The organism is Leifsonia sp. SIMBA_070, from assembly GCF_046534635.1.
Classification (GTDB): Bacteria; Actinomycetota; Actinomycetes; order Actinomycetales; family Microbacteriaceae; genus Leifsonia.
On the sequence record NZ_JAWRYK010000001.1, the window covers coordinates 1,911,759 to 1,936,170 of the forward strand.

The window sequence follows — 24,412 nt, forward strand, 5'->3', positions numbered from 1 at the left end:
CGCCCGCATGACCATCGTGGACGCCGTCGCCGAGCCGCTCCCCCGCGCGGTGATCGACCTGACCGCGCTGCGGCACAACGTCGCGCACCTCACCGATCTGATCGCCCCGGCCGAGACCATGCTGGCCGTCAAAGCGGACGCCTACGGCCACGGCCTCCTGCCCGTCGCCGAAGCGGGACTCGCCGCCGGTGCGACCTCCCTCGCTGTGCTGGAGATCCCGGCGGGCCTCGTCCTGCGGAGCGCCGGCATCACCGTCCCGCTGCTCGCCTGGCTGCACGGGCGTGACACCGACTGGCGCGCCGGCATCGAGGCCGACATCGAGCTCGGCATCTCGGCGCGCTGGCAGCTGGAGGCCATCGCCGCAGCGGGCGCCGACCGCTCGGCGGTCGTGCACCTCAAGGTCGACACCGGACTGAGCCGCAACGGCGCCACCCGCGAGGAGTGGCCCGGACTGGTGCAGGCCGCGCTCGACCTCGAGCGGAACGGCGTCGTCCGCATCCGCGCCGCCTGGTCGCATCTCGCGGACGCCTCGATGGCCGACGACGAGGCGGCGCTGGCCGAGTTCCGCGAGGCCGTTGCGGAGGCGGAGGCGCTCGGCGCACGGTTCGAGGCGCTCCACCTCGCCGCCAGTTCCGCGGGCATCCGGATGCCGGAAGCCCGGTTCTCGTTCGTCCGCTTCGGCATCGCCGCCTACGGCTTCTCGCCCTTCGACGACTCCACCGGTGCGGAGCTCGGCCTCATCCCGGTGATGCGGCTGGAGGCTCCTGTCACCGAGGTCCACGTCGGCGGCACCACGCACGCCCGGCTCGGGATCGGCTACGGCGACGGCGTCCCCACCCTCGGCATCGCCAAGACGTCCGTCCAGCTGGGCGGCCGCCGGTGCCCCGTCATCGACGTCTTCGCGAACAGCATGCTGGTGGATGCCGGACCGCACCGCGTGGAGGTCGGCGACACCGCCATTCTGTTCGGCCCCGGCACGGACGGTGAACCCACCGCCGAGAAGTATGCCGACTGGGCCGAGACGATCGCCGACGAGATGGTCACCGGCGTCGCCGCCCGAGTCCCCCGCGTCTACGTCAACGTCGAGTAGCGACATCTCCTCACCACTCGACGTGGATAGGAGCAACGACTCACCACTCGCGGGACGGACGGGAGCGCGACGGACGGACGGGAGCGGGACGGTCAGAGGGAGACGTTGAGGCGATCGGCGATCGCGCGGCGCGCGTTCGTCGCGTAGCGGTCGACGCGCTCGGTCTGCGGGACGGGCGCCGGCTCGCCGCGCAGAGCGGTGCCGAGCAGGCGGTCGGCCAGCGCAGGGTTCATCGGGAGGATGGGACCGTGCAGGTGGGTGCCGATCGACGACCCGACAACCACGCCCTCCGTCTGATCGCCGTTGCCGATCCCGCTGACCACGCGGCCCAGCGGCTCGGCGCCGTCGAGGACCGTCCGGGCGGAGTGGTTCTCGAACCCGGCGATCGTGCTCCCGTCGGCCAGCCGGACCACGATCTCACCGACGTGGCGAGCCGAGCCCAGCGCGGCCCGCGTCGGAAACACGGCAGCGCCCGCCAGCACCTCACCCTCCGGCGTCTCCAGCTCCGCGCCGAGCAGCTGCCAGCCGCCCGCAATGGCGAGGAACGGCACCCCGGCGTCGCGCCAGTCGCGCAGCCGCGACGCGATGCGCAGCACGTCGTCGTGGACGGCGCGCTGGGCCGAGAGCGGCCCGGATCCGATGTGCACGATATCGGCGCTCGCGGGCAGGTCGTCGCCGACCGCGTGGGCGACGACGTCCACGTCGATGCCGCGCCAGCGGGCGCGCTCGGCCAGCGCCAGCACGTTGCCCGCGTCGCCGTTGATGCCGAGCTCGGCCGGATAGAGGTGCAGGATGCGCAGGACGGTCATCGCTCTCCGCCCTCCAGGTCGAGGAAGCCGAGCTGCTTGCGGATGAGCATCATCTGCTCGTAGTTCACGATCATGGTCTTTGTTCCGCGCGACGGCTTGGGGAGGGCCAGGAACGCCTGCAGCGCCGGCTTCAGCTCCGGGACCACCTGGTCCACGTCGATCCCGGCGTAGGCGAAGCGGGTCGCGAACTGCCACGCCTTCGTGCCGGAGACGACATCCACGTGGCTGAGCTTGGAGAGGTCGATGTCGTACACCCAGGACGGATCGGGCGTGCCCTCGTCGACCGCTACGAACACCTGCTCCGGCGACTCCGCCAGATAGTCCAGGTTGAGCTGCAGGCTCGGCGGGTTCTTCATCATGATGATCTCGACGTCCTCATCGCGGACCTTCAGCGTCTCGCCGCGGCCGTAGACGGTGCGCAGGGCCGCCATGGCCGCCACCACCCGGTTCGCCTCGAACCGGTCGCCCAGCAGTCGCCGGGCCATCGCCGTCGCGCCCGCCGCATCCACGGCGTAGTGCAGACCGCGCGCGGGCAGGCCGATGCGGAGGCTCTCGCCGCCGATGGTGAGCTGGGCGCTCTGCACCTCGAGCTTGCTGACGAAGACCGACGGGATGGGGAGGCTGCCCTCGGCCCGCCCGGCCAGGTCCTTGACGTTCGCCAGGCCGTTCGGGGACGCCTCGATGAGGGAGGGCGCGACGGCGAACGTACTGACGTCGCCGCCCTGCGCGCTCAGCTCGGCGCCCACGCGGGCGAGGCTGTCGTCGTCGGCGTTCACCACGACGAAGTCGGAGGAGCCCTCAGCGATCGAGCGCAGCATCCCGATGACCCGGGTCGGCTCGTAGAACCGGTTGAGCTGGTCGATCTGCACGTTGAGCAGCAGAGAGCCGCGGGGCTTCAGCACGCGCGCCAGGTCGACGCCGTAGGCCTCGTCCACCTCGATCACGCCGACATCGCCGCGGACGTAGCCGTCGAGCGGGACGTCCGCGAGCAGCGCGGACGCGATGCCCTGGGGCAGGTTTCCGCCCGACGGGTTGGTGAAGACCTCCAGCCCGTGCTCCCGCAGGATCGCGGTGAGCATGTTGGTGGTCGTCGATTTGCCGTTGGAGCCGGAGACGAAGACGACGCCGAGCGGAAGCCGGCTGACCGCGCGCTCCAAGAACTTCGGGGCGATGGCCAGGGCGACACGGCCGGGGACCGCGGAGCCGCCTCCCCGCAGGCGCAGAAGCCAGCGGGCGAGGCGGCCGGCGAGGACCGCCAGTCGGTAGCGCACCGGCTTACTCGAGGTAGTCGCGCAGCGACTGCGAACGCGACGGGTGACGCAGCTTCGCCATCGTCTTCGACTCGATCTGGCGGATGCGCTCGCGCGTCACACCGAAGGTGTCGCCGATCTGGTCGAGCGTCTTCGGCATCCCGTCGCCGAGGCCGAAGCGCATGCGGATGACGCCGGCCTCGCGCTCGGAGAGCGAGTCGAGGAGGCTCTCCAGCTGCTTCTGCAGCATGGTGAAGCCCACCGCGTCGGCCGGCACGACCGCCTCGGTGTCCTCGATCAGGTCGCCGAACTCGCTGTCGCCGTCCTCGCCGAGAGGGGTGTGCAGCGAGATGGGCTCACGGCCGTACTTCTGCACCTCGATGACCTTCTCCGGGGTCATGTCGAGTTCCTTCGACAGCTCCTCGGGGGTGGGCTCGCGGCCCAGGTCCTGCAGCATCTGGCGCTGCACGCGGGCCAGCTTGTTGATGACCTCGACCATGTGCACCGGGATGCGGATGGTGCGGGCCTGGTCGGCCATGGCGCGGGTGATCGCCTGACGGATCCACCAGGTGGCGTAGGTGGAGAACTTGAAGCCCTTCGTGTAGTCGAACTTCTCGACGGCACGGATGAGGCCCAGGTTGCCCTCCTGGATCAGGTCGAGGAACTGCATGCCGCGGCCGGTGTAGCGCTTGGCCAGGCTGACCACGAGGCGCAGGTTGGCGCCGAGCAGGTGGCTCTTGGCGCGCTGACCGTCGCGGGCGACCCACTTCAGCTCGCGCTCCAGCTCCTTGGTGAGGTTGGGCGTGTTCGCGAGCTTGTCCTCCGCGAACAGACCGGCCTCGATGCGCATGGCGAGCTCGACCTCTTCGGCCGCGTTCAGCAGCGGGACCTTGCCGATCTGCTTCAGGTAGTCCTTGACCGGGTCGGCCGTCGCACCGGTGATGGTGGTCGAGTAGACCGGGATGTCGTCCTCTTCGTCGACGGCGCGCAGAACGAGCGCGTCGGTCGGCAGCGGGATCTCGACGGCCGGGATGGCAGCCGTCGGGGTCTTGTCGTCGGCGTCGCTGTCGTCAGCGTCCGCGTCTTCCGTCTCGGCCTCGTCGGTCTCGGTGTCGTCGGCCGCAGCCACGACCTCCTCCTCGTCGATCTCGACCTCGGCGTCGTCGGTGAGCTCGTCGTCGTCTGCGCCGGCCTTGCCCTTGGTGGAGGCGCCCTGCTTCTTCGCAGTCGTCGCCTTGGCCGGGGCCTTCGCCGCCGTCTTCTTCACGCCCGCCTTCTTGGCTGCGGGCTTCGCCGTCTCGTCCGCTGCGACGATCGTGGTCGTGTCGACCTCGACCTCCGCTTCGCGGGTCTTCGTTGCTGCACGGGTTGCCATGTGAACACCTTTCATACCAAGCGGAGAGGGCCGGGATCCTGACGGCCGAGCCTGGCTCAGGGTTTGCGTGCGGACACTACTAAGACCCATGTCAAGTCCGGGATGAGGCGCCGGGCATCGTCGAATGCTCCAGCCCCGGGACATGAACGGGTCCAGACGTCAATTATTGCACGTTCCACGCGTTCCCCCGACCAGTTCGGCCAGTTCTGATGGATCCGCTCGGCATCCCCCACGCCCGCTACAACGCTTCGTCTCCGCCGCGCCTTCTCCACGCTCCGACAAGTGCAACCCACAGAGGGGCCACTTCTATTCCCTCTTCCTCCAGCAGACGGCGCCGTGTGCGCCTCCTCGCCCGCACCAGGAAGCCCACGCCGACGCCGACGATCACGTACTGGATGGCGAACGCCCAGCGGAAGTGATCCAGCTGGTAGAGCTGTGCGTCGGCGTCCGAACCGTGCGCCTGGACGTCGAGCGAGACCCCGATCAGGAACATCATCACGAAGCTGGCGAGGAAGCCGCCGACGTTGACGATGCCGTTCGCCGATCCGAGGCTGTGCAGCGGGTTGAAGGTGCGCGCGAAGTCGAAGCCGATCAGCGAGCCGGGGCCGCCGATCCCGATCGCCGCGATGAGGACGATGACCGTCCAGAGCGGCGGCTCCCCCGGCCAGAGCAGCACCAGCGTCCACGCGGCGGCCATCAGCGCGACGATGCCGAGCACCAGGTTGCTGCGCCGCATCGGGAATCGCGCGGTCAGGATGCCCAGGATGGGGCCGGAGATCAGCCCGGCGCCCACGAGCACGGTGAGGAGGGCGGAGGCTTCGGCCGGCTCGATCCCGATGGCGAAGACCAGGAACGGGATGCCCCACATCAGGCTGAACACGGTGCCGGAGGACTGGGTCACGAAATGCGACCAGAAGCCGAGCTGCGTCCCCGGGCGGGCCAGGCTGATCCGCAGCTGCCGGAGCGAGTCGGCCCAGGTCGCCGGGCGCGGGCCCTCGCTCGCGCCGACCGGTCGGTCGGAGACCGCCACCGCGATTCCGATGAGTGCTACGACGGAGAGGGCAGCAGCCGACAGGAACGCGACCGTCCACCCCGACAGGTGCAGGAGGAGCGCGAACGGCACGGCAGACAGCACCTGGCCGAGCTGGCCCACGTTGCCGATCCACTGCGAGAGCTGCGGCACGATCCGGCCGCGGAACCAGGAGTTCACGAGCCGCATCAGCGAGGTGAAGACGGTGGCGTCACCCGCGCCGACGAGGATGCGGCCCACGATCGCGATGGCGATGCTCGGCGCCAGCGCCACGGCGACCTGGCCGACGACCATCAGCGCGGTGCCGACCAGCATCAGCACCCGCGAGCCGATCCGGTCGATCAGCACGCCGACCGGGACCTGCATGCCCGCGTAGACGATGAGCTGCACGACCGCCAGGGTGGAGAGGATGGACGCGGAGACGTGGAAGCGGTCGGTCGCCGCGACCCCGGCGACGCCGATCGTCGTGCGCTGCATCACCGCGATCAGGTAGGCGAATACGCCGATCCCGTAGACGACCCAGGAGCGACGCGAATTCACCGCACGATCCTACGCCCGACCCGGAGGCCGCCCCAGCCGCGGCAGGCCGCGCGCGCGGCCGCTGTGCGCTCAGCGCTCGCCGGTCAGCGCTCGCCGGTCAGCGGTCGCCGCGCCCGTTCTCCTCGTCGCCGTGACGGCGGAACGCGAGGAAGTTCTCCAGTTCGGCCGCGATCTCGTCGGCGCTCGGGAGCTCTCCGTCGCTGTCGGTCAGCGGCGAGCGCAGCTGCGTGTCCTCCATATAGGAGTCGTGCCGCTCCTCCAGCGTGCCCACCAGCCGGCCGAGCTCCGGGTTGCCGGCGACCTGCTCGTCGATGTTGGCGATGAAGTCGCGGTCCTCCTGCCGTAGCCGGTCGGTCGGGAAGATGAGCCCGGTGGCCGCGCTGATCGAATCGAGGGCCGCCACCGCCGCAGCGGGGTACTCCGTGTCGGCGAGGTAGTGCGGGATGAGCAGGATGAACCCGGCGATCGGGTACTCCAGCTTCTGGAGGCGGTACTCCAAGAGGTGCAGGGCGTTGGCCGGCACCTGGGTGTGGGGCTTCCAGATCGACATCGAGTCGATCAGCTCCGTGCGGTTGCCGCTCACGGTCACCCCGATCGGGCGGGTGTGCGGGACCGGCATCGGGATGGAGTGCACCCAGGTGATGCTCTTCACCTTGTAGCGGTCGATCAGGCCGAGGACGGCCTCCGTGAAGGCCTCCCAGCGGAAGTCCGGTTCGAACCCGGAGAGCAGGAGGAACGGCTGGCGCAGCTCGTCGTACGCGAGGTACAGCTTGAGCGTCGCCGGCTGGTAGTCGGTCAGGTGATCCTGGTCGAAGTAGATGATGGGGCGCCGGGCGCGGTAGTCGAGCAGGATGTCCGCGTCGAAGGTCGCGACCACCTGGTTGTCGAGGGTGCCGAGCAGATAGGTGCCGAGCTGGCTCACGCCGGAGCCGGCGTCGGCGAAGCCGGTCAGGCCCGCCACCAGCGGCAGTCCCTCGGGCACCTCCGGTGCCGGATCGAGCTCGTACAGTTCGCCGGGGTCACGCATACTCCAACTCTAGAGCGGACCCCGCCGACCGAGCCCGGCCGACGGCCCGCTGCGGGAACGCCCACAGCGAACACCCGCGTTAGGGTCGAGTCATGACCGTTCCAGCGCTGACCGTGACCACTTCCACCGCCCCAGCGACCACCGCCGACGTCGTCGTGGTGGCCGCCCGCATCTCTCGGGACACCGTGTCCGTCCTGTCCGGGTCGCGGCGCGAGGAGCTCGGTCGGCAACTGCACGAGGTGGGTTTCTCCGGCGGCAAGGACGAGCTGGTGCGGCTGCCTGGAAGCGGCGACGGGCCCTCCCTCGCCGTGATCGGGCTCCCGGAGGGCGGCGAGGACGCGCTTCGTTACGCCGCGGGAAGCGCGGTGCGGCAGCTGGCCGGCACGACGGCCGTCGTGCTGGACCTGCCCGTCGGAACGGCCGGCGAGCTGGGTGCTGTGCTGGAGGGCGCCGCCCTCGGCGCGTACGCCTTCACCGAGTACCGCGAGAAGAGCAGAGCGGCCGCCAAGGATCCGGTGGCTTCGATCGAGGTCGTCGCAGCGGACGTCGAGGGGGACGTGGACGCGGATGCGGACGCGCTCGTCTCGCGCGCCGTCGCCGTGGCGGAGGCCGCGGCGCTGGTGAAGGACCTGGTCAACATGCCTCCGCTCGACCTCTACCCCGAGACGTTCGCGGAGCGTGCCCGCTCGGCCGCCGCCGACCTGCCCGTCGCGGTCGACGTCTGGGACGAAGAGCGGCTCGCCGCTGACGGCTTCGGCGGCATCCTCGGCGTCGGGCAGGGCTCCACGCGTCCTCCACGGCTCGTCAAGGTCACCTACGCACCGGAGGGCGCGTCGCGGCATGTCGCCCTGGTCGGCAAGGGCATCACGTTCGACTCGGGCGGACTGTCGCTCAAGCCGCCGACGGGGATGGTCGGCATGAAGTACGACATGACCGGCGCGGCCACCGTGCTGGCCGTGGCGCTGGCCGCCGCCCGGCTCGCCCTGCCCGTGCGGGTCACCGCCTGGCTGTGCCTTGCCGAGAACATGCCGTCGGGGTCGGCGATCCGCCCGAACGACGTGCTGCGCATCCGTGGGGGCCGCACCGTGGAGGTGCTGAACACCGACGCCGAGGGGCGCCTCGTGCTCGCCGACGGCCTGGTCGCAGCGAGCGAGGAGCGTCCCGACGCGATCGTCGACGTCGCCACTCTGACCGGCGCCGCCATGGTCGCGCTGGGCACCCGCTACGCCGCCGTCATGGGCTCCGACGATCTGGTCGACGACGTGCTCGATGCGGCCAAGGCGACCGGCGAGCTGCTCTGGCCGATGCCGCTGCCGGGCGAGCTGCGAGCCACCATCAACTCCGACGTCGCGGACATCGCCAACGCCAACCCGGGCAACACCGCGGGCGGCGCCCTGCTCGCGGGAGTCTTCCTGCAGGAGTTCGTCGGGCGCACCGGCGACGAGGACGACGCTCCGCGCATCCCGTGGGCACACCTCGACATCGCCGGCCCCGCGAAGAGCCCCGCTGCCCCATACGGGTTCACCGGCAAGGGACCGTCCGCCGTCAGCGTAAGGGCGCTCATCCGTCTGGCCGAGAGCTTTTCCGGGAGGTAGTAGGGTCGTATGGGCGGGAAATCCCGCCCATCAACGCGCCCCCGGAGCCATCATCTCTGGGCGGCTTCGTGTCACATGATCTGATGCGCGAGGGAGTAGCTGGGTGTCTGAGCAGAACTTTGACATTGTGGTGCTCGGCGGTGGGAGTGGAGGCTACGCAGCAGCGCTGCGTGCGGCCGAGCTCGGTTTCACCGTCGGCATGATCGAGAAGGACAAGGTCGGCGGCACCTGCTTGCACCGCGGCTGCGTCCCGACGAAGGCGCTGCTCCACGCGGCAGAGGTCGCCGACTACTCGCGCGAGTCGTCGAAGTACGGCATCGTCACGCAGCTGCAGGGCATCGACATCAACGGTGTGACCGAGTACCGCCAGGGAATCGTCGCCAAGAAGTACAAGGGCCTCCAGGGCCTCGTGAAGGCCCGCGGCATCACGGTCATCGAGGGCGAGGGTCGTCTGACCTCCCCCACCACCGTGCAGGTCGGCGACGACACGATCGTCGGCAAGAACATCATCCTCGCCACCGGCTCCTACTCGCGGTCGCTTCCCGGTCTCGAGATCGGCGGCCGGGTCATCACCAGCGAGCAGGCCCTCGAGCTCGACTTCGTCCCGAAGAAAGTCGCGGTGCTCGGCGGCGGCGTGATCGGCGTCGAGTTCGCCAGCGTCTGGAAGTCCTTCGGCTCCGAGGTCACGATCATCGAGGCCCTCCCCCACCTGGTCCCGAACGAGGACGAGTCGATCAGCAAGTCGCTGGAGCGCGCGTTCCGCCGCCGTGGCATCGACTACCGCCTGGGCATCCGCTTCCAGGGCGTCACCCAGGACGAGAACGGCGTCGTCGTCACCCTCGAGAACGGCGACACCGTCGAGGCCGACCTGCTGCTCGTGGCCGTCGGCCGCGGCCCGCTGACCCAGGGTCTCGGCTTCGACGAGGTCGGCGTCACCATGGATCGCGGCTTCGTCATCACCGACGAGCGCCTGCACACCAACATCCCGGGCGTCTACGCCGTCGGCGACATCGTCCCCGGCCTGCAGCTCGCGCACCGCGGCTTCCAGCAGGGCATCTTCGTCGCGGAGGAGATCGCGGGTCTCAACCCGATCGTCATCCCCGACGTCAACATCCCCAAGGTGACCTACTGCGACCCGGAGGTGGCCTCCATCGGCCTCACCGAGGCCAAGGCCGCCGAGAAGTACGGCGCCGACAGCGTGTCCAGCTACGACTACAGCCTGGCCGGCAACGCCCGCAGCGAGATCATCGGCACCAACGGAAGCGTGAAGGTCGTCCGCCTGAACGACGGCCCCATCCTGGGCGTGCACATGATCGGCGGCCGCGTCGGCGAGCTGATCGGCGAGGCGCAGCTGGCCGTGAACTGGGAGGCGTACCCGGAGGACATCGCTCCGCTCATCCACGCGCACCCCACGCAGAACGAGTCGCTCGGCGAGGCCTTCCTGTACCTCTCGGGCAAGCCGCTGCACACGCTCTAGGACCATCAGCCGGGTCCGCCGCGCGCGGACCCGGCTGCAATAAGCTACTGAACGATCAGGTTTGAAGGAGAAAAGCTCATGAGCGAATCCGTCAGCCTCCCGGCGCTCGGCGAGAGCGTCACGGAAGGCACGGTCACCCGCTGGCTGAAGAACGTTGGCGACCGTGTCGAGGTGGACGAGCCCCTGCTCGAAGTCTCGACCGACAAGGTCGACACCGAGATCCCGTCGCCGATCGCCGGCGTCATCGAGGCGATCCTGGTGCAGGAGGACGAGACGGTCGAGGTCGGCACTGCGCTCGTGACCATCGGCGACGGTTCCGGCGCCGGCGCCGAGGCACCGGCCGCGCCGGCCGCTGAGGCCGCACCGGCGGAGGCTGCTCCCGCCGAGGCCGCGCCCGCCGAGCAGGCTGCTCCGGCTGAGGCTGCTCCCGCCGAGGCCGCGCCCGCTGAGGCTGCGCCTGCCGCGGCTCAGGAGGCTGCTCCCGCTCCTGCCGCCCCCGCTCAGGAGGCCGCCCCGGCCCCGCAGGCCGCTCCGGCTCCCGCCGCGACGGCTCAGGAGGCCGCACCGGCTCCTGCCGCTCCCGCCCCTGCTGCTCCCGCAGCACCGGCCCCGCAGGCCGCGCCGGCTCAGCAGGCTCCCGCTCAGCAGGCCCCGGCCGCGCAGGCTCCGGCCTCCTCGGGCGCTCACGCCGGCAACGCCGGCTACGTCACGCCGATCGTCCGCAAGCTCGCGAACGAGCAGGGCGTCGACCTGTCGACCGTCACCGGCACCGGTGTCGGCGGGCGGATCCGCAAGGAGGACATCCTCCAGGCCGCCGCTCCCGCTCTGTCCGAGTCCGGCGCCACGACGGCTGCCGCTCCGGCTCCGGAGGTGTCGCCCCTCCGCGGGACCACGCAGCCGATGTCGCGCCTCCGCAAGGTGGTCGCCGAGCGTGCCGTCGTCTCGATGCAGTCGAGCGCGCAGCTCACGAGCGTCGTCGAGGTCGACGTGACCAAGGTCGCCGCCTTCCGCGACCGCGTGAAGGGCGACTTCCTCGCCAAGACGGGCACGAAGCTCTCCTTCCTGCCGTTCTTCGCCCTGGCCGCCGCCGAGGCGCTGAAGACGTACCCCGTCATCAACGCGACGGTCGACGGCGACAGCATCGTCTACCCGGACCACGAGAACATCTCGATCGCCGTGGACACCGAGCGCGGCCTCCTCACCCCGGTGGTGCGCAACGCGTCGGACCTCGACATCGCGAGCCTCGCGACCGAGATCGCCGACCTGGCGCAGCGGACCCGCGACAACCGCCTCAAGCCGGACGAGCTCGCCGGTGGCACCTTCACGCTGACGAACACCGGTTCGCGCGGCGCCCTGTTCGACACCCCGCTCGTCTTCCTCCCGCAGGTCGCGATCCTGGGCACGGGCATCGTCACCAAGAAGCCGGTCGTCATCTCGGCCGACGGTACGGATTCGATCGCGATCCGCTCGACCGTCTACCTGGCGCTCTCGTACGATCACCGCATCGTGGACGGCGCCGACGCGGCCCGCTTCCTGGTCGCGGTGAAGAACCGCCTCGAGGGTGGCAACTTCGAGGCCAACCTCGGAATCTGACCCCCTCACGGGTACACCGCCCGTAATCGCCAGCCGGCCTCGCTCCTCACCAGCAGGAGCGAGGCCGGTTCGCTGTGCGGGGTGCGGGCGGTGTCCGGCACCACGCTCACCAGCGCGGCGTCGCCCCAGCGCTCGACGAGACTGAGCGCCGCCCCCCTGTAGTCGCGTGCCTGTGCTGCTGTTGCGCTCCCCGTCGCGGCCGCCTCCTCATCCATCAGGGCCGCATCACCGTCCAGCAGGCGGCTCAGGCAAGCGGGGAGCACGGGTCGCACGGCGAAGCACGCATACCGGGCGTCGAGCACCGCCCGAGCGGCGTCGACCGGGTCGTCCGAACCGAGCTCCTCCCCCGGCCGAGCACCGTCCTGCCGTGAGGTCGCTGCCGGCGCAGCCGCAGACGGCGACCCAGCGCCGGTCGGCGACGCAGCGCCAGCCGACGGCGCAGCCGTGGACGGCGACCCAGCGCCGGTCGGCAACTCAGCGCCGGTCGGCAGCCCAGCCGCGGACGGCGACGCAGCGCTGGAACGCGGCGGATGCGACGAAGCGGTCGGACCCGCGGGCGCCGCGGCTGCGCGCTCCGCCGGCGCCGCGGGCAGGAGCGCGACGATCGCCAACCCCACCCCCGCGGGCACGAGCGCCGCCACGACGAGCGCCGGGCGACGACGAGCCCAGCCCACCAGCCGACGGGTCAGCTCACGCACCGGCTCGCCGTCCAGTAACTCGAGCAGCCTCCCCGCCCTCGCGGCGCCTCGGCCGCCCGGCGGGCGCCGCAGGGCCGGTCCACGGGCGAGCCCCGCATCCTGATCCGGTTCCGCCACGAGCCCGACGTCGACGGGCTCCGGCGGAACGGCGGCGAGCACCGCCTCCTCGACGGCCGGCCAGCGCCCTCGCCGCAGTCCCGACTCCACTGCCGAGAGCAGCAGCATGCCCGAGCCGTCGCTCACCCGGAGACACACCACCCGCGCAAGAGAATGGAACGCCTCCGCGTCGGCGATGGCGGCGTCGGGCCCGAAGGGACGGACGTCGTCCATCCCGTCGAGGGCCGGGCAGCCGTCGCGGGCGAACACCACACCATCGACGGAGAGGTCCGGGCCGGCCCATCCGCTCCGATGCAGCGCAGCGACACCGGCGGCGACGCCCAGCAGCACTGTGACGGCCTCACCACCGCGAAGACCGGATTCACGGTCGAGCAGCGCGTGCAGCTCACCGCCGCCCGAGTGCTGCAGCAGGACGCCTTCGACCTCCCTCCCCCGCACCGGATGGCACGGCAACTCCCGAACGACTCCGATCACATGCTCCGACTCGGCAGCACGCCGAGCAGTGATCTCCTGCCCGTTCGATCCGGGCGGACGCTCCCGCACGCGCAGCGAGAGAGTCCCGGGAAGGCCCGCTCCGCGAACGACGAGACGCACCTCGGGAGGGGCCTCAACCGCTCGGGACGATTCCGCCATCGGCTCTGTCCTCCACCCTTCGTCGCGCGCCAGCGCGGAGGCGGCGCGCCTCAACTCGACGAGGGTGAGGGCCTGCGAGCGGGATGCGGTGGAGCGGGATGCCCTGGAGCGGGACGGCTGACTGGTTCGGTTCACCCGTCCATCCCATCCCGAACCCACCGCTCGACCGCCCCGGCCCGAAAATCCGTGCAGAAGTCCCCGACGACGCGCCGTGTGAACGACTCCGTCCGCACGTGCATAGACTGAGCGGGTGACCACGTATGACGTCACGGGGCTAAGCGCCAACTCCGTGCCGTATCTCGAGGCCCTTCACCAGCAGCGTGCCCTGCACGCCGCTGTCGTCGCAGGCCGGGCGCCCGATACCGTCATCCTCCTCGAGCACTCCCCCGTGTACACGGCTGGGAAGCGCACTGCTCCGGACGAACGCCCGAGCGACGGAACCCCCGTCGTCGACGTGGACCGGGGCGGAAAGATCACCTGGCACGGGCCGGGGCAGCTCGTGGGGTACCCGATCCTCCGTCTCCACGACCCCATCGACGTCGTGAGCTACGTCCGCGCCCTCGAACGGGTGCTGATCGACGTGCTCGCGCGCCTGGGCGTCACCGGCGTCCAGATCGAGGGCCGATCCGGGGTGTGGATGCGTCCGGAGCACAATCCGGGAGCGGAGCGCGACGAGAAGATCGCCGCCATCGGCATCCGCGTGGCCGAGGGCGTCACCATGCACGGCTTCGCCCTCAACTGCTCCAACGACCTCGACGCCTACGAGCGGATCGTCGCCTGCGGCATCCGGGATGCCGGCGTCACCACGATCTCCCGCGTGCTCGGACGAACCGTGACGCCGCAGGACGTCGCGCCACTCGTGATGGACGCCTTCGATCTGGAGTTCACCGCCGCGGAGGTCATCGCGTGAGCGCCGTGCCCGAGGGGCGCAGGATGCTGCGCCTCGAGGTCCGCAACGCCCAGACGCCGATCGAGCGCAAGCCCGAGTGGATCAAGACGAAGGCGAAGATGGGACCCGAGTACCGCCAGCTGCAGAGCCTGGTGAAGTCCGAGGACCTGCACACCGTCTGCCAGGAGGCCGGCTGCCCCAACATCTACGAGTGCTGGGAGGACCGCGAGGCGACCTTCCTGATCGGCGGCTCCCAGTGCACCCGCCGGTGCGACTTCTGCCAGATCGACACGGGCAAGCCGGCCGAGTTCGACCGTGACGAGCCGCGCCGTGTGGCCGAGTCGGTCCAGCGCATGGGTCTCCGGTACGCGACCGTCACGGGTGTCGCCCGTGACGACCTGGAGGACGAGGGCTCCTGGCTCTACGCCGAGACCATCCGCGAGATCCACCGCCAGTCCCCCGGCACCGGCGTGGAGATCCTGGTGCCCGACTTCTCGGGAAATCCCGAGTACCTCGGAGAGGTCTTCTCGGCCCGTCCGGAGGTCTTCGCGCACAACGTCGAGACCGTTCCGCGGATCTTCAAGCGCATCCGCCCGGCCTTCCGGTACGAACGCTCGCTGGATGTCCTGACTCAGGGCCGCAACGCCGGGCTGATCACGAAGTCCAACCTCATTTTGGGCATGGGCGAGGAGCGTCAGGAGGTCAGCACGGCCCTCCGGGATCTGCACGACGCCGGGACGGACATCATCACGATCACGCAGTACCTTCGGCCGAGCCCGCGGCACCTGCCGGTGGCTCGGTGGGTGCACCCCGACGAGTTCGTCGAGCTGAAGCAGGAGGCGGAGGAGATCGGCTTCCTCGGCGTTCTCGCCGGACCTCTGGTGCGCTCGTCCTACCGTGCGGGGCGCCTCTGGGCGCAGTCGATGCAGGCGAAGGGACGGCCGGTGCCAGACGAACTGCGGCATCTCGCGGACGCCTCCCTCGGCTTCGCGCAAGCCGTCTCCTGATACCGCTCTCCCGGCAGCGAACGGGTCGTCTGGAACACCGCCGAGCCGGTATCCTTGGTGCTATGGCAAAGGACAAGTCCACCAAGGAGCCCGGCCGTCTGAAGCAGATGTGGCAGGTGTTCCAGATGACCCGCCGGTACGACGACCGCGCGGTGCTCTACATCGCCCTCGGGGCTGTCCTGCCGATTATCCTCGGCGTGGTGGTCGCGGTGTTCCTCTCCGGAGGCAACGTCTTCACCATGGTGCTGTGGATCCTCGCGGGCGTCCTCGCCGGCGTGCTGATCGCACTGATCATCCTCGGCCGCCGAGCGGAGCGCGCCGCCTACTCGCAGATCGAAGGCCAGCCGGGCGCGGTGGGCGCCGTCCTGCGCTCCTCGCTGAAGCGCAGCTGGCGCGGGTCCGAGATGCCGGTGGCAGTCAACGGAAAGACTCAGGATGCGGTCTACCGGGCGACGGGCCGCGGCGGTGTGGTGCTGATCAGCGAAGGGCCGATCACACGCACCAAGCGCATGGTCGACGAGGAGCGGCGCAAGGTCAACCGCGTGCTCCCCAACGTCCCCGTGACGATCATCAGCGTCGGCCCGGACGCCGACTCGGTGGCGCTGCACAAGGTGCCGCGCACGCTGGCGAAGATCAAGCCGACCCTCACCAAGGCCGAGGTGCTGGCGATCAGCAACCGCCTCCAGTCCATGGAGAACCAGATGCCCATCCCGAAGGGCATCGACCCAATGAAGGTCCGGGCGCAGCGCGCCCGCTGACCCCGGGTCCTCCGACCTCCATCGAGTACACGAAAACTGCACGGAATTCAGCCGAATCCGTGCAGATTTCGTGTACTCGACGGTGGTTCGTCAGGCGCGGATGAGGACGGTTCCGGCGATCTTGTCGTGGAAGCCGCGCTGGTCGGAGTCCCAGACCAGCGCCGGGATGGCGATGCAGAGCAGCAGCGTCCGGACGATCGGGCGCCACACGCCGACCCACCCTCCCTGGAGGGCGACCACGCGCATTCCGAAGACGCGGTGGCCGATGCTGCCGCCGATGGTCGGGATGAAGACGATCTGCAGCAGCGCGAACAGGCCGATCGTCGCCCAGGAGTCGTAGCGGAAGAACGCGAACGACAGGAACGACGCGATCGCCCAGTCCACGGCGATCGCCCCGATGCGGCGCCCGACGCGCCCCACCGACCGCGGACCCGCCTCCGGGAGCCCGAGGCGCTCGCCCGGGTAGCGGCTGGGGGCGATGTCGCCGGGGCGACCAGCGGAGTTCTGCGGCACCCGCCGAGTCTACCGAGCGCCGCCTGGGCATCCCGGCCGGGGGTACACGTAACATGCCGGAAACATTTGCGTCACCCCGGGGAAACGGCCTCCCCCTACCGTTGACGGGTGGGCTGCATGCGCAGTCCGGTCACCCGCAAAGCCATTGGGAGTCGTCCGAATGTTCCGTGATTCTTCCGAGGTGCTCAAGTTCATCAAGGACACCGACGTCAAGTTCCTTGATATCCGCTTCACCGACCTTCCCGGTGTCCAGCAGCACTTCAACATCCCCGCCGCAACCGTCGACGAGGAGTTCTTCTCCGTCGGCCAGCTGTTCGACGGCTCCTCGATCCGCGGATTCGCGTCGATCCACGAGTCCGACATGCAGCTCATCCCGGACGTGTCGACCGCGTACATCGACCCGTTCCGTGCCGAGCGCACGCTGATCATGGTGTTCGACATCTACAACCCGCGCAACGGCGAGATCTACGCCAAGGACCCGCGCCAGGTCGCCAAGAAGGCGGAGAAGTACCTCGCCTCCACCGGCATCGCCGACACCGCGTTCTTCGCCCCGGAGGCGGAGTTCTACATCTTCGACGACGTCCGCTACGAGGTGAAGCAGAACTCGAGCTTCTACTCCGTGGACTCGGAGGAGGGCGCCTGGAACTCGGGCCGCGTCGAAGAGGGCGGCAACCTGGGAAACAAGACCCCGTACAAGGGCGGCTACTTCCCCGTCAGCCCCGTCGACAAGCAGGCCGACCTGCGCGACGACATCTCGCTGAAGCTGATCGACGCCGGCCTCATCCTGGAGCGCGCGCACCACGAGGTGGGCACCGGCGGCCAGGCCGAGATCAACTACCGCTTCGACACGATGGTGCACGCGGCCGACGACATCCTGAAGTTCAAGTACATCGTCAAGAACACCGCCAACGAGTGGGGCAAGACCGCGACCTTCATGCCGAAGCCGCTGTTCGGCGACAACGGCTCGGGCATGCACACTCACCAGTCGCTCTGGAACGACGGCAAGCCGCTGTTCTACGACGAGGCGGGCTACGGCGGGCTCTCCGACATCGCCCGCTGGTACATCGGCGGCCTGCTGAAGCACGCCCCGGCGGTCCTGGCGTTCACCAACCCGACCGTGAACTCGTTCCACCGCCTGGTCCCCGGCTTCGAGGCCCCGGTCAACCTGGTGTACTCGGCAGGCAACCGCTCGGCGTCGATCCGCATCCCGATCACGGGCAGCAACCCGAAGGCGAAGCGCATCGAGTTCCGCGCGCCCGACGCCTCCGGAAACCCGTACCTCGCGTTCGCCGCCCAGCTCATGGCGGGCCTCGACGGCATCAAGAACCGCATCGAGCCGCACGAGCCCGTCGATAAGGACCTGTACGAGCTCCCGCCGGAGGAGGCCCGCAACATCCCGCAGGTGCCGGCGTCGCTCGGCGAGGCCCTCGACGCGCTCGAGGCCGACCACGACTTCCTCACCGCGGGTGGCGTCTTCTCCCCCGAGCTGATCGAGACGTGGATCGAGTACAAGCGCGAGAAGGAGATCAAGCCGCTCGCGCAGCGTCCGCACCCGTTCGAGTACGAGCTGTACTACGGCGTCTGAGCCGCGTCCGCGCACCCACGGAAGGGCCGCATCCCCACTCGGGATGCGGCCCTTCCGCTTTTTCGTGAACGCTCCAGAAATCTTTTCGAGAGCCTGTCGACCTTTTCGTCCGCCGTTCGACACGATGGTAGGAAGGTGCGAGAGAAGCACCCCGCGACTGAGGGAGACACCCATGAAGTACATGCTGATCATGCGCTCGGACGACACCGCCAAGGCGGCCTACGAGGAGATGGACTTCAACGAAGTCATCACCAAGATGGGCCAGTACAACGAGCAACTGATCTCAGCGGGCGTACTGCTGGCCGGTGACGGGCTCGCGGACGACGTCGCCACGACCGGCTTCGTCGTCGACTTCTCGACGACGCCGCCCGCAATCACCGACGGCCCCTACGGCGAGACGCACGAGCTGTTCAACGGCTTCTGGATCCTCGAGGTGAGCTCGAAGGAGGAGGCCGCGGAGTGGGCGAGCCGCTGCCCGCTCGGCCCCGGCTCGAAGCTGGAGGTGCGGCGGGTGACCGACGAGAGCGACTTCGCCGCCTTCGCCGACAACGAGTACATCCAGAAGGAGGCCGAGTGGCGCGCGGCCGCCGACAAGGCCTGAGCGCGGCCACCGAGGTCTGCGCCCTATGAACGGGATCCCGGCACGGGTCGACGCCGTCTGGCGCATCGACGGAGCGCGCGTCGTCGCGACTCTGGCGAAGCTGACCGGCGACGTCGGCCTCGCCGAGGATCTCGCCCAGGAGGCTCTCGTCGAGGCGCTGAAGCAGTGGCCGAGGGATGGCGTGCCCGAGAACCCGGGCGGCTGGCTGACAGCGGTCGGCAAGCGCCGGGCGATCGACCACTGGCGGCGGCGCGAGCGGCTCGACGATCGCTACCGGGCGATCGCGGCGACGCTCGACGAGGCGGCCGACGATCGCTGGGAGCCGATCGACGATGATGTGCTGCGTCTCGTCTTCACCGCGTGCCATCCTGCGCTGTCGCGGGAGGGGCAGGTCGCACTGACCCTGCGCATCGTGGCGGGGCTCAGCACCGCGGAGATCGCGCGGATGTACTTCGTCCCGGTCGCCACGGTGCAGCAGAGGATCGTGCGGGCGAAGAAGACGATCGCCGAGGCGCGCATCCCCTTCGCCTCCCCCGAGCCGTCGGAGTGGAAGGAGCGGCTGGCCGGTGTGCTCGGTGTCGTCTACCTCGTCTTCACCGAGGGGTATGCAGCGACCAGCGGACGCGAGTGGATGCGTGCGGACCTGGCGAACGAGGCCCTGCGGTTGGGCCGCATGGTCGCCGCCCTGCTGCCGCGGGAGCCGGAGGCGCACGGCCTCGTCGCGCTCATGGAGCTGCAGGCCGCGCGTTTCCCCGCCCGCACCCGTCCCGATGGCACGCCGGTGCTGCTCACGGAGCAGGATCGCACCCGGTGGGACCGGGCGCAGATCACCCGCGGTCGGGCAGCGCTGGCGCGGTGCGACAGCCTGGGCCGTGGCCGAGGCCCGTACGCCCTCCAGGCGGCGATCGCGGAGTGCCACGCGGTCGCACCGAGCGCAGCCGAGACCGACTGGGACCGCATCGTGGTGCTGTACGAGGCCCTCGGGCGGATCGCACCCAGCCCGGTGGTGGAGCTGAACCGGGCGGCGGCGGTATCGATGGCGACCGGACCCGCCAACGCGCTGCGGATCGCCGACGACCTGGCGGCCCAGGGCACCCTCCGCGGGTCGCACCTCCTCCCGAGTGTCCGCGGCGAGCTGCTCGCCCAGCTCGGCCGCACCGACGAGGCGGTGGCAGAGCTCACCGCGGCCGCCCGCCTCACCGCCAATGAGCGCGAGCGCGACGTCCTCCTCGCGAAGGCAGCCCGCCTCCGCACCCCCCACGCCTGACCGCCCCCCACCGTCGAGTACACGAATAGTGCACGTCTGAGCCCGGAAATCGTGCAGTATTCGTGTACTCGACGGTGGGCGGAAGCGGGTCGAGGGCGGTCAGCCGGTGGGGGCGGGGCGCTGCGGGAGGCCGTAGAAGGCGCGCTCGAAGACGGCCCGGGCGCGACGGGTGACCGCGAGGTAGTCCTCCTCGAGGCGGGAGGCCGAGCCGGGCGGGTACTCCAGGAGCCGGGCCACCCCGTCGAGGGCGACCCGGTCCGACGGCAGTACGTCGGCCGTCTTGTTCGTCCACAACGTCATCGCCGAGCGGGTCCGCGACGCGAACACCCAGGCGTCGCGCAGCCGGGCCGCATCCTCCTCGGTCACGAAGCCGTGCGCGGTCGCGGCGGCGAGGGCATCCAAGGTGGAGGGCGTGCGCAGCTCGGGCACGGACGCCGCGTGCTCGAGCTGGATCAGCTGCACGAACCACTCGACGTCGCTGAGCGAGCCCCGGCCGAGTTTGAGGTGGCGCGACGGGTCGGCGCCCTGCGGCAGCCGCTCGTTCTCGACGCGCGCTTTGATGCGCTTCACCTCGCGCACCTCCTGCTCCCCGATCGCCGCGGGGTAGCGCACCTCGTCGGCCAGCCGGTCGAAGTCGGCGAGCAGCCCCGCATCCCCGGCGACGCCGCGTGCCCTCAGCAGCGCCTGCGCCTCCCAGGTGAGCGACCAGCGCCGGTAGTAGGCCCGGTACGACTCGAGCGAGCGGACCGGCGGCCCGTTCTTCCCCTCCGGGCGGAGGCCGATGTCGAGGTCGAGGGGCAGCCGGTTGTCCTCGGTAAGCCGGTTGAGCTCGGACACGATCGCCAGGGCACTGCGGTTCGCTGCCTCCTGTTCGGCGGCGAGCGGACGGAACACGTACATGACGTCGGCATCCGATCCGAAGCCGAGCTCCCGTCCGCCGAAACGTCCCATCCCGATGACGGCGAACTCCAGCTGGTCGGCGTCCGCCCGCGCGGCCCGGATGGCCTCCAGGACACCGCCGATGATGTTCTCGGTGACGGCTGTCAGCCCCTGCGCGAGCTCCTCGATCGTGGCGAAGCCGAGGATGCCGGAGACGGCCAGCCGCAGCACCTCGCGACGGCGCATGGCCCGCAGTGCGGCGGCCGCCGTGTCCACGGACTCGTGGCGCGCCAGGATCGCCGCGGTCTCTTCCCGCAGCAGGGCGGCGGGTCGCGGGCGCAGCTCGTCCTCGGTCTCTAGCCAGGCCACGGATTCGGGGATGCCGCCCAGCAGCTCGCCGGCGAACCGGGAACCGGACAGCACGCGAGTGAGGCGTTCGGCCGCGCCGGTGGAGTCGCGCAGCATCCGGAGGTACCAGTGCGTTCCGCCCAGGTCTTCGCTCAAGCGGCGGAAGGTCAACAGCCCATAGTCGGGGTCGGGGCCGTCGGCGAACCACTGCAGCATGACCGGCAGCAGGTGGCGCTGGATGGTCGCCCTCCGCGAGACGCCGGAGGTGAGTGCCGCGATGTGGGCGAGCGCACCACGCGGGTCGCGGAATCCGATCGCCGCGAGGCGCGCCTCGGCCTGTTCGCTGGTGAGGCCGACTCCCCCGGCCAGCCGGGCGTCCTCGGTGGACGTCGACGCGACGGCGCTCAGCAGCGGACGGTAGAACAGGCGCTCGTGCAGTCCGCGCACGCGGTGCTTGATCTCGTTCCAGACGACGAGCAGCTGGTCCGCGTTCGGCGCGAGCCCGGTGGCACGGGCCAGGATGCGGACGTCGGCCTCGTCGCGGGGCATCAGGTGCGTGCGGGTGAGCCGGCGGAGCTGCAGCCGGTGCTCCATCAGGCGGAGGGCGCGGTAGTCCTGCGAGAAAGAGGCGGACTCCTCGCGGCCGATGTAGCCCTGGGCCCCCAGGGCGGCGAGAGCCGAGAGCGTGTCGCGCTGCCGCACCTGATCGTCCGCCTGGCCGTGGACGAGCTGCAGCAGCTGCACCGTGAACTCGACGTCGCGGAGGCCGCCCGGCCCGAGTTTCAGCTGGTAGTGCACCTCGTCGTCGGGGATGTTGTCGGTGACGCGCTCGCGCATCCGCTGCACGGACTCGACGAAGTTCTCACGGGAGGCGCTGCTCCACACCTTCGGGGCGAGCGCGGCGACGTAGCGGTCGCCCAGCGTCAGGTCGCCGGCGAGCGGCCGGGCCTTCAGCAGCGCCTGGAACTCCCATCCCTTCGCCCAGCGGTCGTAGTAGGCGATGTGGGAGTCGAGGGTCCGGACGAGCGCGCCGTCCTTTCCCTCCGGCCGGAGGTTGGGGTCGACCTCCCACAGCCCCGGCTCGATGGCCGGCTCGTGGATGCCGCGCATGGTCAGCATGGCGAGCCGCGTCGCGATGTCGACGGCGCGGCCAGGCTCGAGCCCCGCCTCCTCGACGCCGTCGGTGACGAAGATGACGTCGACGTCGCTGAGGTAGTTGAGCTCGCGGGCGCCGGCCTTGCCCATCCCGATGACGGCGAGCGGGGTCGCGCGCACCTGCTCCTCGGGGAAGCGTCCGGGGCCGGTGCCCGCCGTCATGCGTCGGGCGACGGCGAGGGAGGCGTCGAGCGCCGCGGCGGCCAGGTCGCTGAGCGTCGCGGCGACGGCGTCGAGCCCGGCGACCGGGTCGGCCTGCTCGAGGTCGAAGCTCGCCAGCTGCACGAGACGGCGGCGGTAGCGGATGCGCAGCGCGGTCCAGGCGCGCTCGTCGGCCTCCGCGGCCAGTCCATCCACCGCACCCACCGCCTCGAGCAGGTCGTCGCGCAGCTCGTCGGCAGACGGGAGGGTAGTGACGGGATGCGCGAGCGCCGCGAGCTCGTCCGGCTGCCGCAGGAAGAACTCCGCGGCGCCCTCCGATGCGCCGATCACGCGGAAGAGTCGCCGAGCGTCCTCCTCGGCGCCGAACGCGACCGGCGCCTGCGCTGGAGCCTGGCGGAACAGCCGGAGCGCCGAGGAGAGCGCAGTGTCCGGGTCCGCGGCGACCGAGATCGCGCCGATGAGCGCCTCCGGGTGAAGACCGGTCAGCTCGCCGAGCTCGTCCAGCTGGTCCCTGACCGAACTCAGCCCCACGAACCCGGCACGCGCCAGGGCCGTGAGGGAGAGCTGCTGCCGGTTCACGACGGAACGGTCAGAGGATCTCGAGGTTCGACCGCAGCTCGTACGGGGTGACCTGCGCCCGGTACTCGGACCACTCGCGGCGCTTGTTGAGCAGGACGTAGTTGAAGGCCTGCTCCCCCAGCGTCTCGGCGACCAGTTCCGACTCCTCCATCAGAGAGATGGCGTGGTCGAGGCTCGCCGGCAGCTGGCTGTAGCCGAGCGCCCGGCGCTCCCCGTCGGAGAGGGCCCAGACGTTGTCCTCGGCCTCGGGGGGGAGCTCGTACTGCCCCTCGATGCCCTTGAGACCCGCCGCGAGCAGCAGCGAGAAGGCCAGGTACGGGTTCGCCGCGGAGTCCATCGCCCGGTACTCGACCCGCGAGCTCTGGCCCTTGTTGGGCTTGTAGAGCGGGACGCGGACCAGCGCGGACCGGTTGTTGTGGCCCCAGCTGACGAAGCTCGGGGCCTCGTCGCCGCCCCAGAGGCGCTTGTAGGAGTTGACGAACTGGTTGGTCACGGCCGTGATCTCCGGGGCGTGGCGGAGCAGCCCGGCGATGAAGTGGCGGCCGATCTTCGAGAGCTGGTACTGCGCTCCTGGCTCGAAGAAGGCGTTGGTGTCGCCCTCGAAGAGCGACATGTGGGTGTGCATCCCGGAGCCCGGGTGGCCTGAGAGCGGCTTCGGCATGAAGGTGGCGTAGACGCCCTGCTCGATGGCGACCTCTTTGATGACCGTGCGGAAGGTCATGATGTTGTCGGCGGTGGTGAGCGCGTCGGCGTACCGCAGGTCGATCTCGTTCTGGCCCGGTCCCGCTTCGTGGTGGCTGAACTCGACGGAGATCCCGAGGTCTTCGAGCATCCGCACGGAGCGGCGGCGGAAGTCGTGCGCCGTGCCGCCGGGGACGTTGTCGAAGTACCCGGCCGAGTCGACAGGCTCCGGGCCCTCCTGGCCGAACGCCGACGACTTGAGCAGGTAGAACTCGATCTCGGGATGCGTGTAGAAGGTGAAGCCACGATCGGCCGCCTTCTCGAGCGTCCGCTTGAGCACGTTGCGCGGGTCGGAGACGGCGGGCTGGCCGTCGGGGGTCGTGATGTCGCAGAACATGCGGGCGGTCGGGTCGACCTCCCCGCGCCACGGCAGGATCTGGAACGTCGTCGCGTCGGGGAGTGCGAGCAGGTCGGACTCGTACGCGCGGGTCAGTCCCTCGATGGCGGAGCCGTCGAAACCGAGGCCCTCGCTGAAGGCTCCTTCGACCTCGGCGGGGGCGATGGCGACGGACTTCAGCGTGCCCACGACGTCGGTGAACCACAGCCTCACGAACTTGACGCCACGCTCCTCGATCGTGCGAAGAACGAAGTCGCGCTGCTTGTCCATCCTGCCCCTTTCCTCGGCCGCTCCCAGACTACTGGTTCCCGCCCCCTCCGCCCGCGACGCCGTCCCGTACCGTCACCGCGCCGTCAC

General features: G+C 70.3%; 19 protein-coding genes. 10 read left to right on the forward strand and 9 right to left on the reverse strand.

Annotation, left to right across the window (positions count from 1 at the left end; translation table 11 throughout):
- The first annotated feature begins 7 nt into the window (after positions 1–7).
- The gene (locus tag SB754_RS09015) at positions 8–1,090 is read left to right on the forward strand and encodes an alanine racemase (RefSeq protein WP_410781985.1); all 1,083 of its coding nucleotides are present in this window, start codon (positions 8–10) and stop codon (positions 1,088–1,090) included.
- 92 nt (positions 1,091–1,182) lie between these two features.
- Here the strand turns inward: SB754_RS09015 and SB754_RS09020 are convergent, their stop codons facing one another.
- The 5 genes from SB754_RS09020 to SB754_RS09040 form a co-directional block, all read right to left on the reverse strand.
- Positions 1,183–1,899, reverse strand: coding sequence for a type 1 glutamine amidotransferase (locus tag SB754_RS09020; RefSeq protein ID WP_410781986.1), 717 nt, complete (start codon positions 1,897–1,899; stop codon positions 1,183–1,185).
- Positions 1,896–3,170, reverse strand: coding sequence for a MurT ligase domain-containing protein (locus tag SB754_RS09025; RefSeq protein WP_410781987.1), 1,275 nt, complete (start codon positions 3,168–3,170; stop codon positions 1,896–1,898). Before SB754_RS09025 ends, SB754_RS09020 begins: the two co-directional genes overlap by 4 nt.
- 4 nt (positions 3,171–3,174) lie before the next feature.
- Positions 3,175–4,524 carry an RNA polymerase sigma factor gene (locus tag SB754_RS09030; RefSeq protein ID WP_410781988.1) on the reverse strand — a complete coding sequence of 450 codons (1,350 nt, stop codon included), beginning with the start codon at positions 4,522–4,524 and terminating at the stop codon, positions 3,175–3,177.
- A gap of 238 nt (positions 4,525–4,762) precedes the next feature.
- A complete protein-coding gene (locus tag SB754_RS09035) occupies positions 4,763–6,094 on the reverse strand; it encodes an MFS transporter (protein ID WP_410781989.1) in 1,332 nt (443 codons plus the stop codon).
- Positions 6,095–6,191: 97 nt separating this feature from the next.
- On the reverse strand, positions 6,192–7,121 hold the full coding sequence (locus SB754_RS09040) for a proteasome assembly chaperone family protein (protein ID WP_410781990.1): 930 nt from the start codon (positions 7,119–7,121) through the stop codon (positions 6,192–6,194).
- Positions 7,122–7,213: 92 nt separating this feature from the next.
- Between SB754_RS09040 and SB754_RS09045 the strand changes: the two genes are divergently transcribed.
- The 3 genes from SB754_RS09045 (at position 7,214) to sucB (ending at position 11,786) form a co-directional block, all read left to right on the forward strand.
- On the forward strand, positions 7,214–8,716 hold the full coding sequence (locus SB754_RS09045; RefSeq protein WP_410781991.1) for a leucyl aminopeptidase: 1,503 nt from the start codon (positions 7,214–7,216) through the stop codon (positions 8,714–8,716).
- Positions 8,717–8,819: 103 nt separating this feature from the next.
- On the forward strand, positions 8,820–10,193 hold the full coding sequence (gene lpdA, locus SB754_RS09050) for a dihydrolipoyl dehydrogenase (RefSeq protein ID WP_410781992.1): 1,374 nt from the start codon (positions 8,820–8,822) through the stop codon (positions 10,191–10,193).
- 78 nt (positions 10,194–10,271) lie between these two features.
- Entirely contained in the window at positions 10,272–11,786 is a 1,515-nt protein-coding gene (gene sucB / locus SB754_RS09055) for a 2-oxoglutarate dehydrogenase, E2 component, dihydrolipoamide succinyltransferase (protein WP_410781993.1), read from the forward strand.
- Between the two features lie 5 nt (positions 11,787–11,791).
- Here sucB and SB754_RS09060 read toward each other — a convergent pair whose 3' ends face one another.
- Positions 11,792–13,369 carry a hypothetical protein gene (locus SB754_RS09060; protein ID WP_410781994.1) on the reverse strand — a complete coding sequence of 526 codons (1,578 nt, stop codon included), beginning with the start codon at positions 13,367–13,369 and terminating at the stop codon, positions 11,792–11,794.
- Between the two features lie 115 nt (positions 13,370–13,484).
- On the opposite strand from SB754_RS09060, the gene lipB reads away from it, so the two are divergent.
- The 3 genes from lipB (at position 13,485) to SB754_RS09075 (ending at position 15,888) form a co-directional block, all read left to right on the forward strand.
- Positions 13,485–14,144 (forward strand): lipoyl(octanoyl) transferase LipB, encoded by a 660-nt coding sequence (gene lipB, locus SB754_RS09065; protein ID WP_410781995.1) that lies wholly within the window; start codon positions 13,485–13,487, stop codon positions 14,142–14,144.
- Complete coding sequence (lipA, locus tag SB754_RS09070) at positions 14,141–15,130, forward strand: lipoyl synthase (protein WP_410781996.1); 990 nt, start codon at positions 14,141–14,143, stop codon at positions 15,128–15,130. Before lipB ends, lipA begins: the two co-directional genes overlap by 4 nt.
- 62 nt (positions 15,131–15,192) lie before the next feature.
- Positions 15,193–15,888: a DUF4191 domain-containing protein gene (locus tag SB754_RS09075; protein ID WP_410781997.1), complete on the forward strand. Its 696-nt coding sequence runs from the start codon at positions 15,193–15,195 to the stop codon at positions 15,886–15,888.
- A 90-nt stretch (positions 15,889–15,978) separates the two neighbouring features.
- Here SB754_RS09075 and SB754_RS09080 read toward each other — a convergent pair whose 3' ends face one another.
- Positions 15,979–16,401 (reverse strand): RDD family protein, encoded by a 423-nt coding sequence (locus tag SB754_RS09080; RefSeq protein ID WP_410781998.1) that lies wholly within the window; start codon positions 16,399–16,401, stop codon positions 15,979–15,981.
- A gap of 160 nt (positions 16,402–16,561) precedes the next feature.
- Between SB754_RS09080 and glnA (SB754_RS09085) the strand changes: the two genes are divergently transcribed.
- From glnA (SB754_RS09085) to SB754_RS09095, 3 genes are all read left to right on the forward strand, one after another.
- Positions 16,562–17,986 (forward strand): type I glutamate--ammonia ligase, encoded by a 1,425-nt coding sequence (glnA, locus tag SB754_RS09085; RefSeq protein ID WP_410781999.1) that lies wholly within the window; start codon positions 16,562–16,564, stop codon positions 17,984–17,986.
- A gap of 172 nt (positions 17,987–18,158) precedes the next feature.
- Positions 18,159–18,587 carry a YciI family protein gene (locus SB754_RS09090; RefSeq protein ID WP_410782000.1) on the forward strand — a complete coding sequence of 143 codons (429 nt, stop codon included), beginning with the start codon at positions 18,159–18,161 and terminating at the stop codon, positions 18,585–18,587.
- A 25-nt stretch (positions 18,588–18,612) separates the two neighbouring features.
- A complete protein-coding gene (locus SB754_RS09095; protein ID WP_410782001.1) occupies positions 18,613–19,854 on the forward strand; it encodes an RNA polymerase sigma factor in 1,242 nt (413 codons plus the stop codon).
- 99 nt (positions 19,855–19,953) lie between these two features.
- Here SB754_RS09095 and SB754_RS09100 read toward each other — a convergent pair whose 3' ends face one another.
- Both SB754_RS09100 and glnA (SB754_RS09105) read right to left on the reverse strand, forming a co-directional pair.
- A complete protein-coding gene (locus SB754_RS09100) occupies positions 19,954–22,977 on the reverse strand; it encodes a bifunctional [glutamine synthetase] adenylyltransferase/[glutamine synthetase]-adenylyl-L-tyrosine phosphorylase (RefSeq protein ID WP_410782002.1) in 3,024 nt (1,007 codons plus the stop codon).
- Between the two features lie 10 nt (positions 22,978–22,987).
- Positions 22,988–24,325 (reverse strand): type I glutamate--ammonia ligase, encoded by a 1,338-nt coding sequence (gene glnA / locus SB754_RS09105; protein WP_410782003.1) that lies wholly within the window; start codon positions 24,323–24,325, stop codon positions 22,988–22,990.
- Positions 24,326–24,412: the final 87 nt, after the last annotated feature.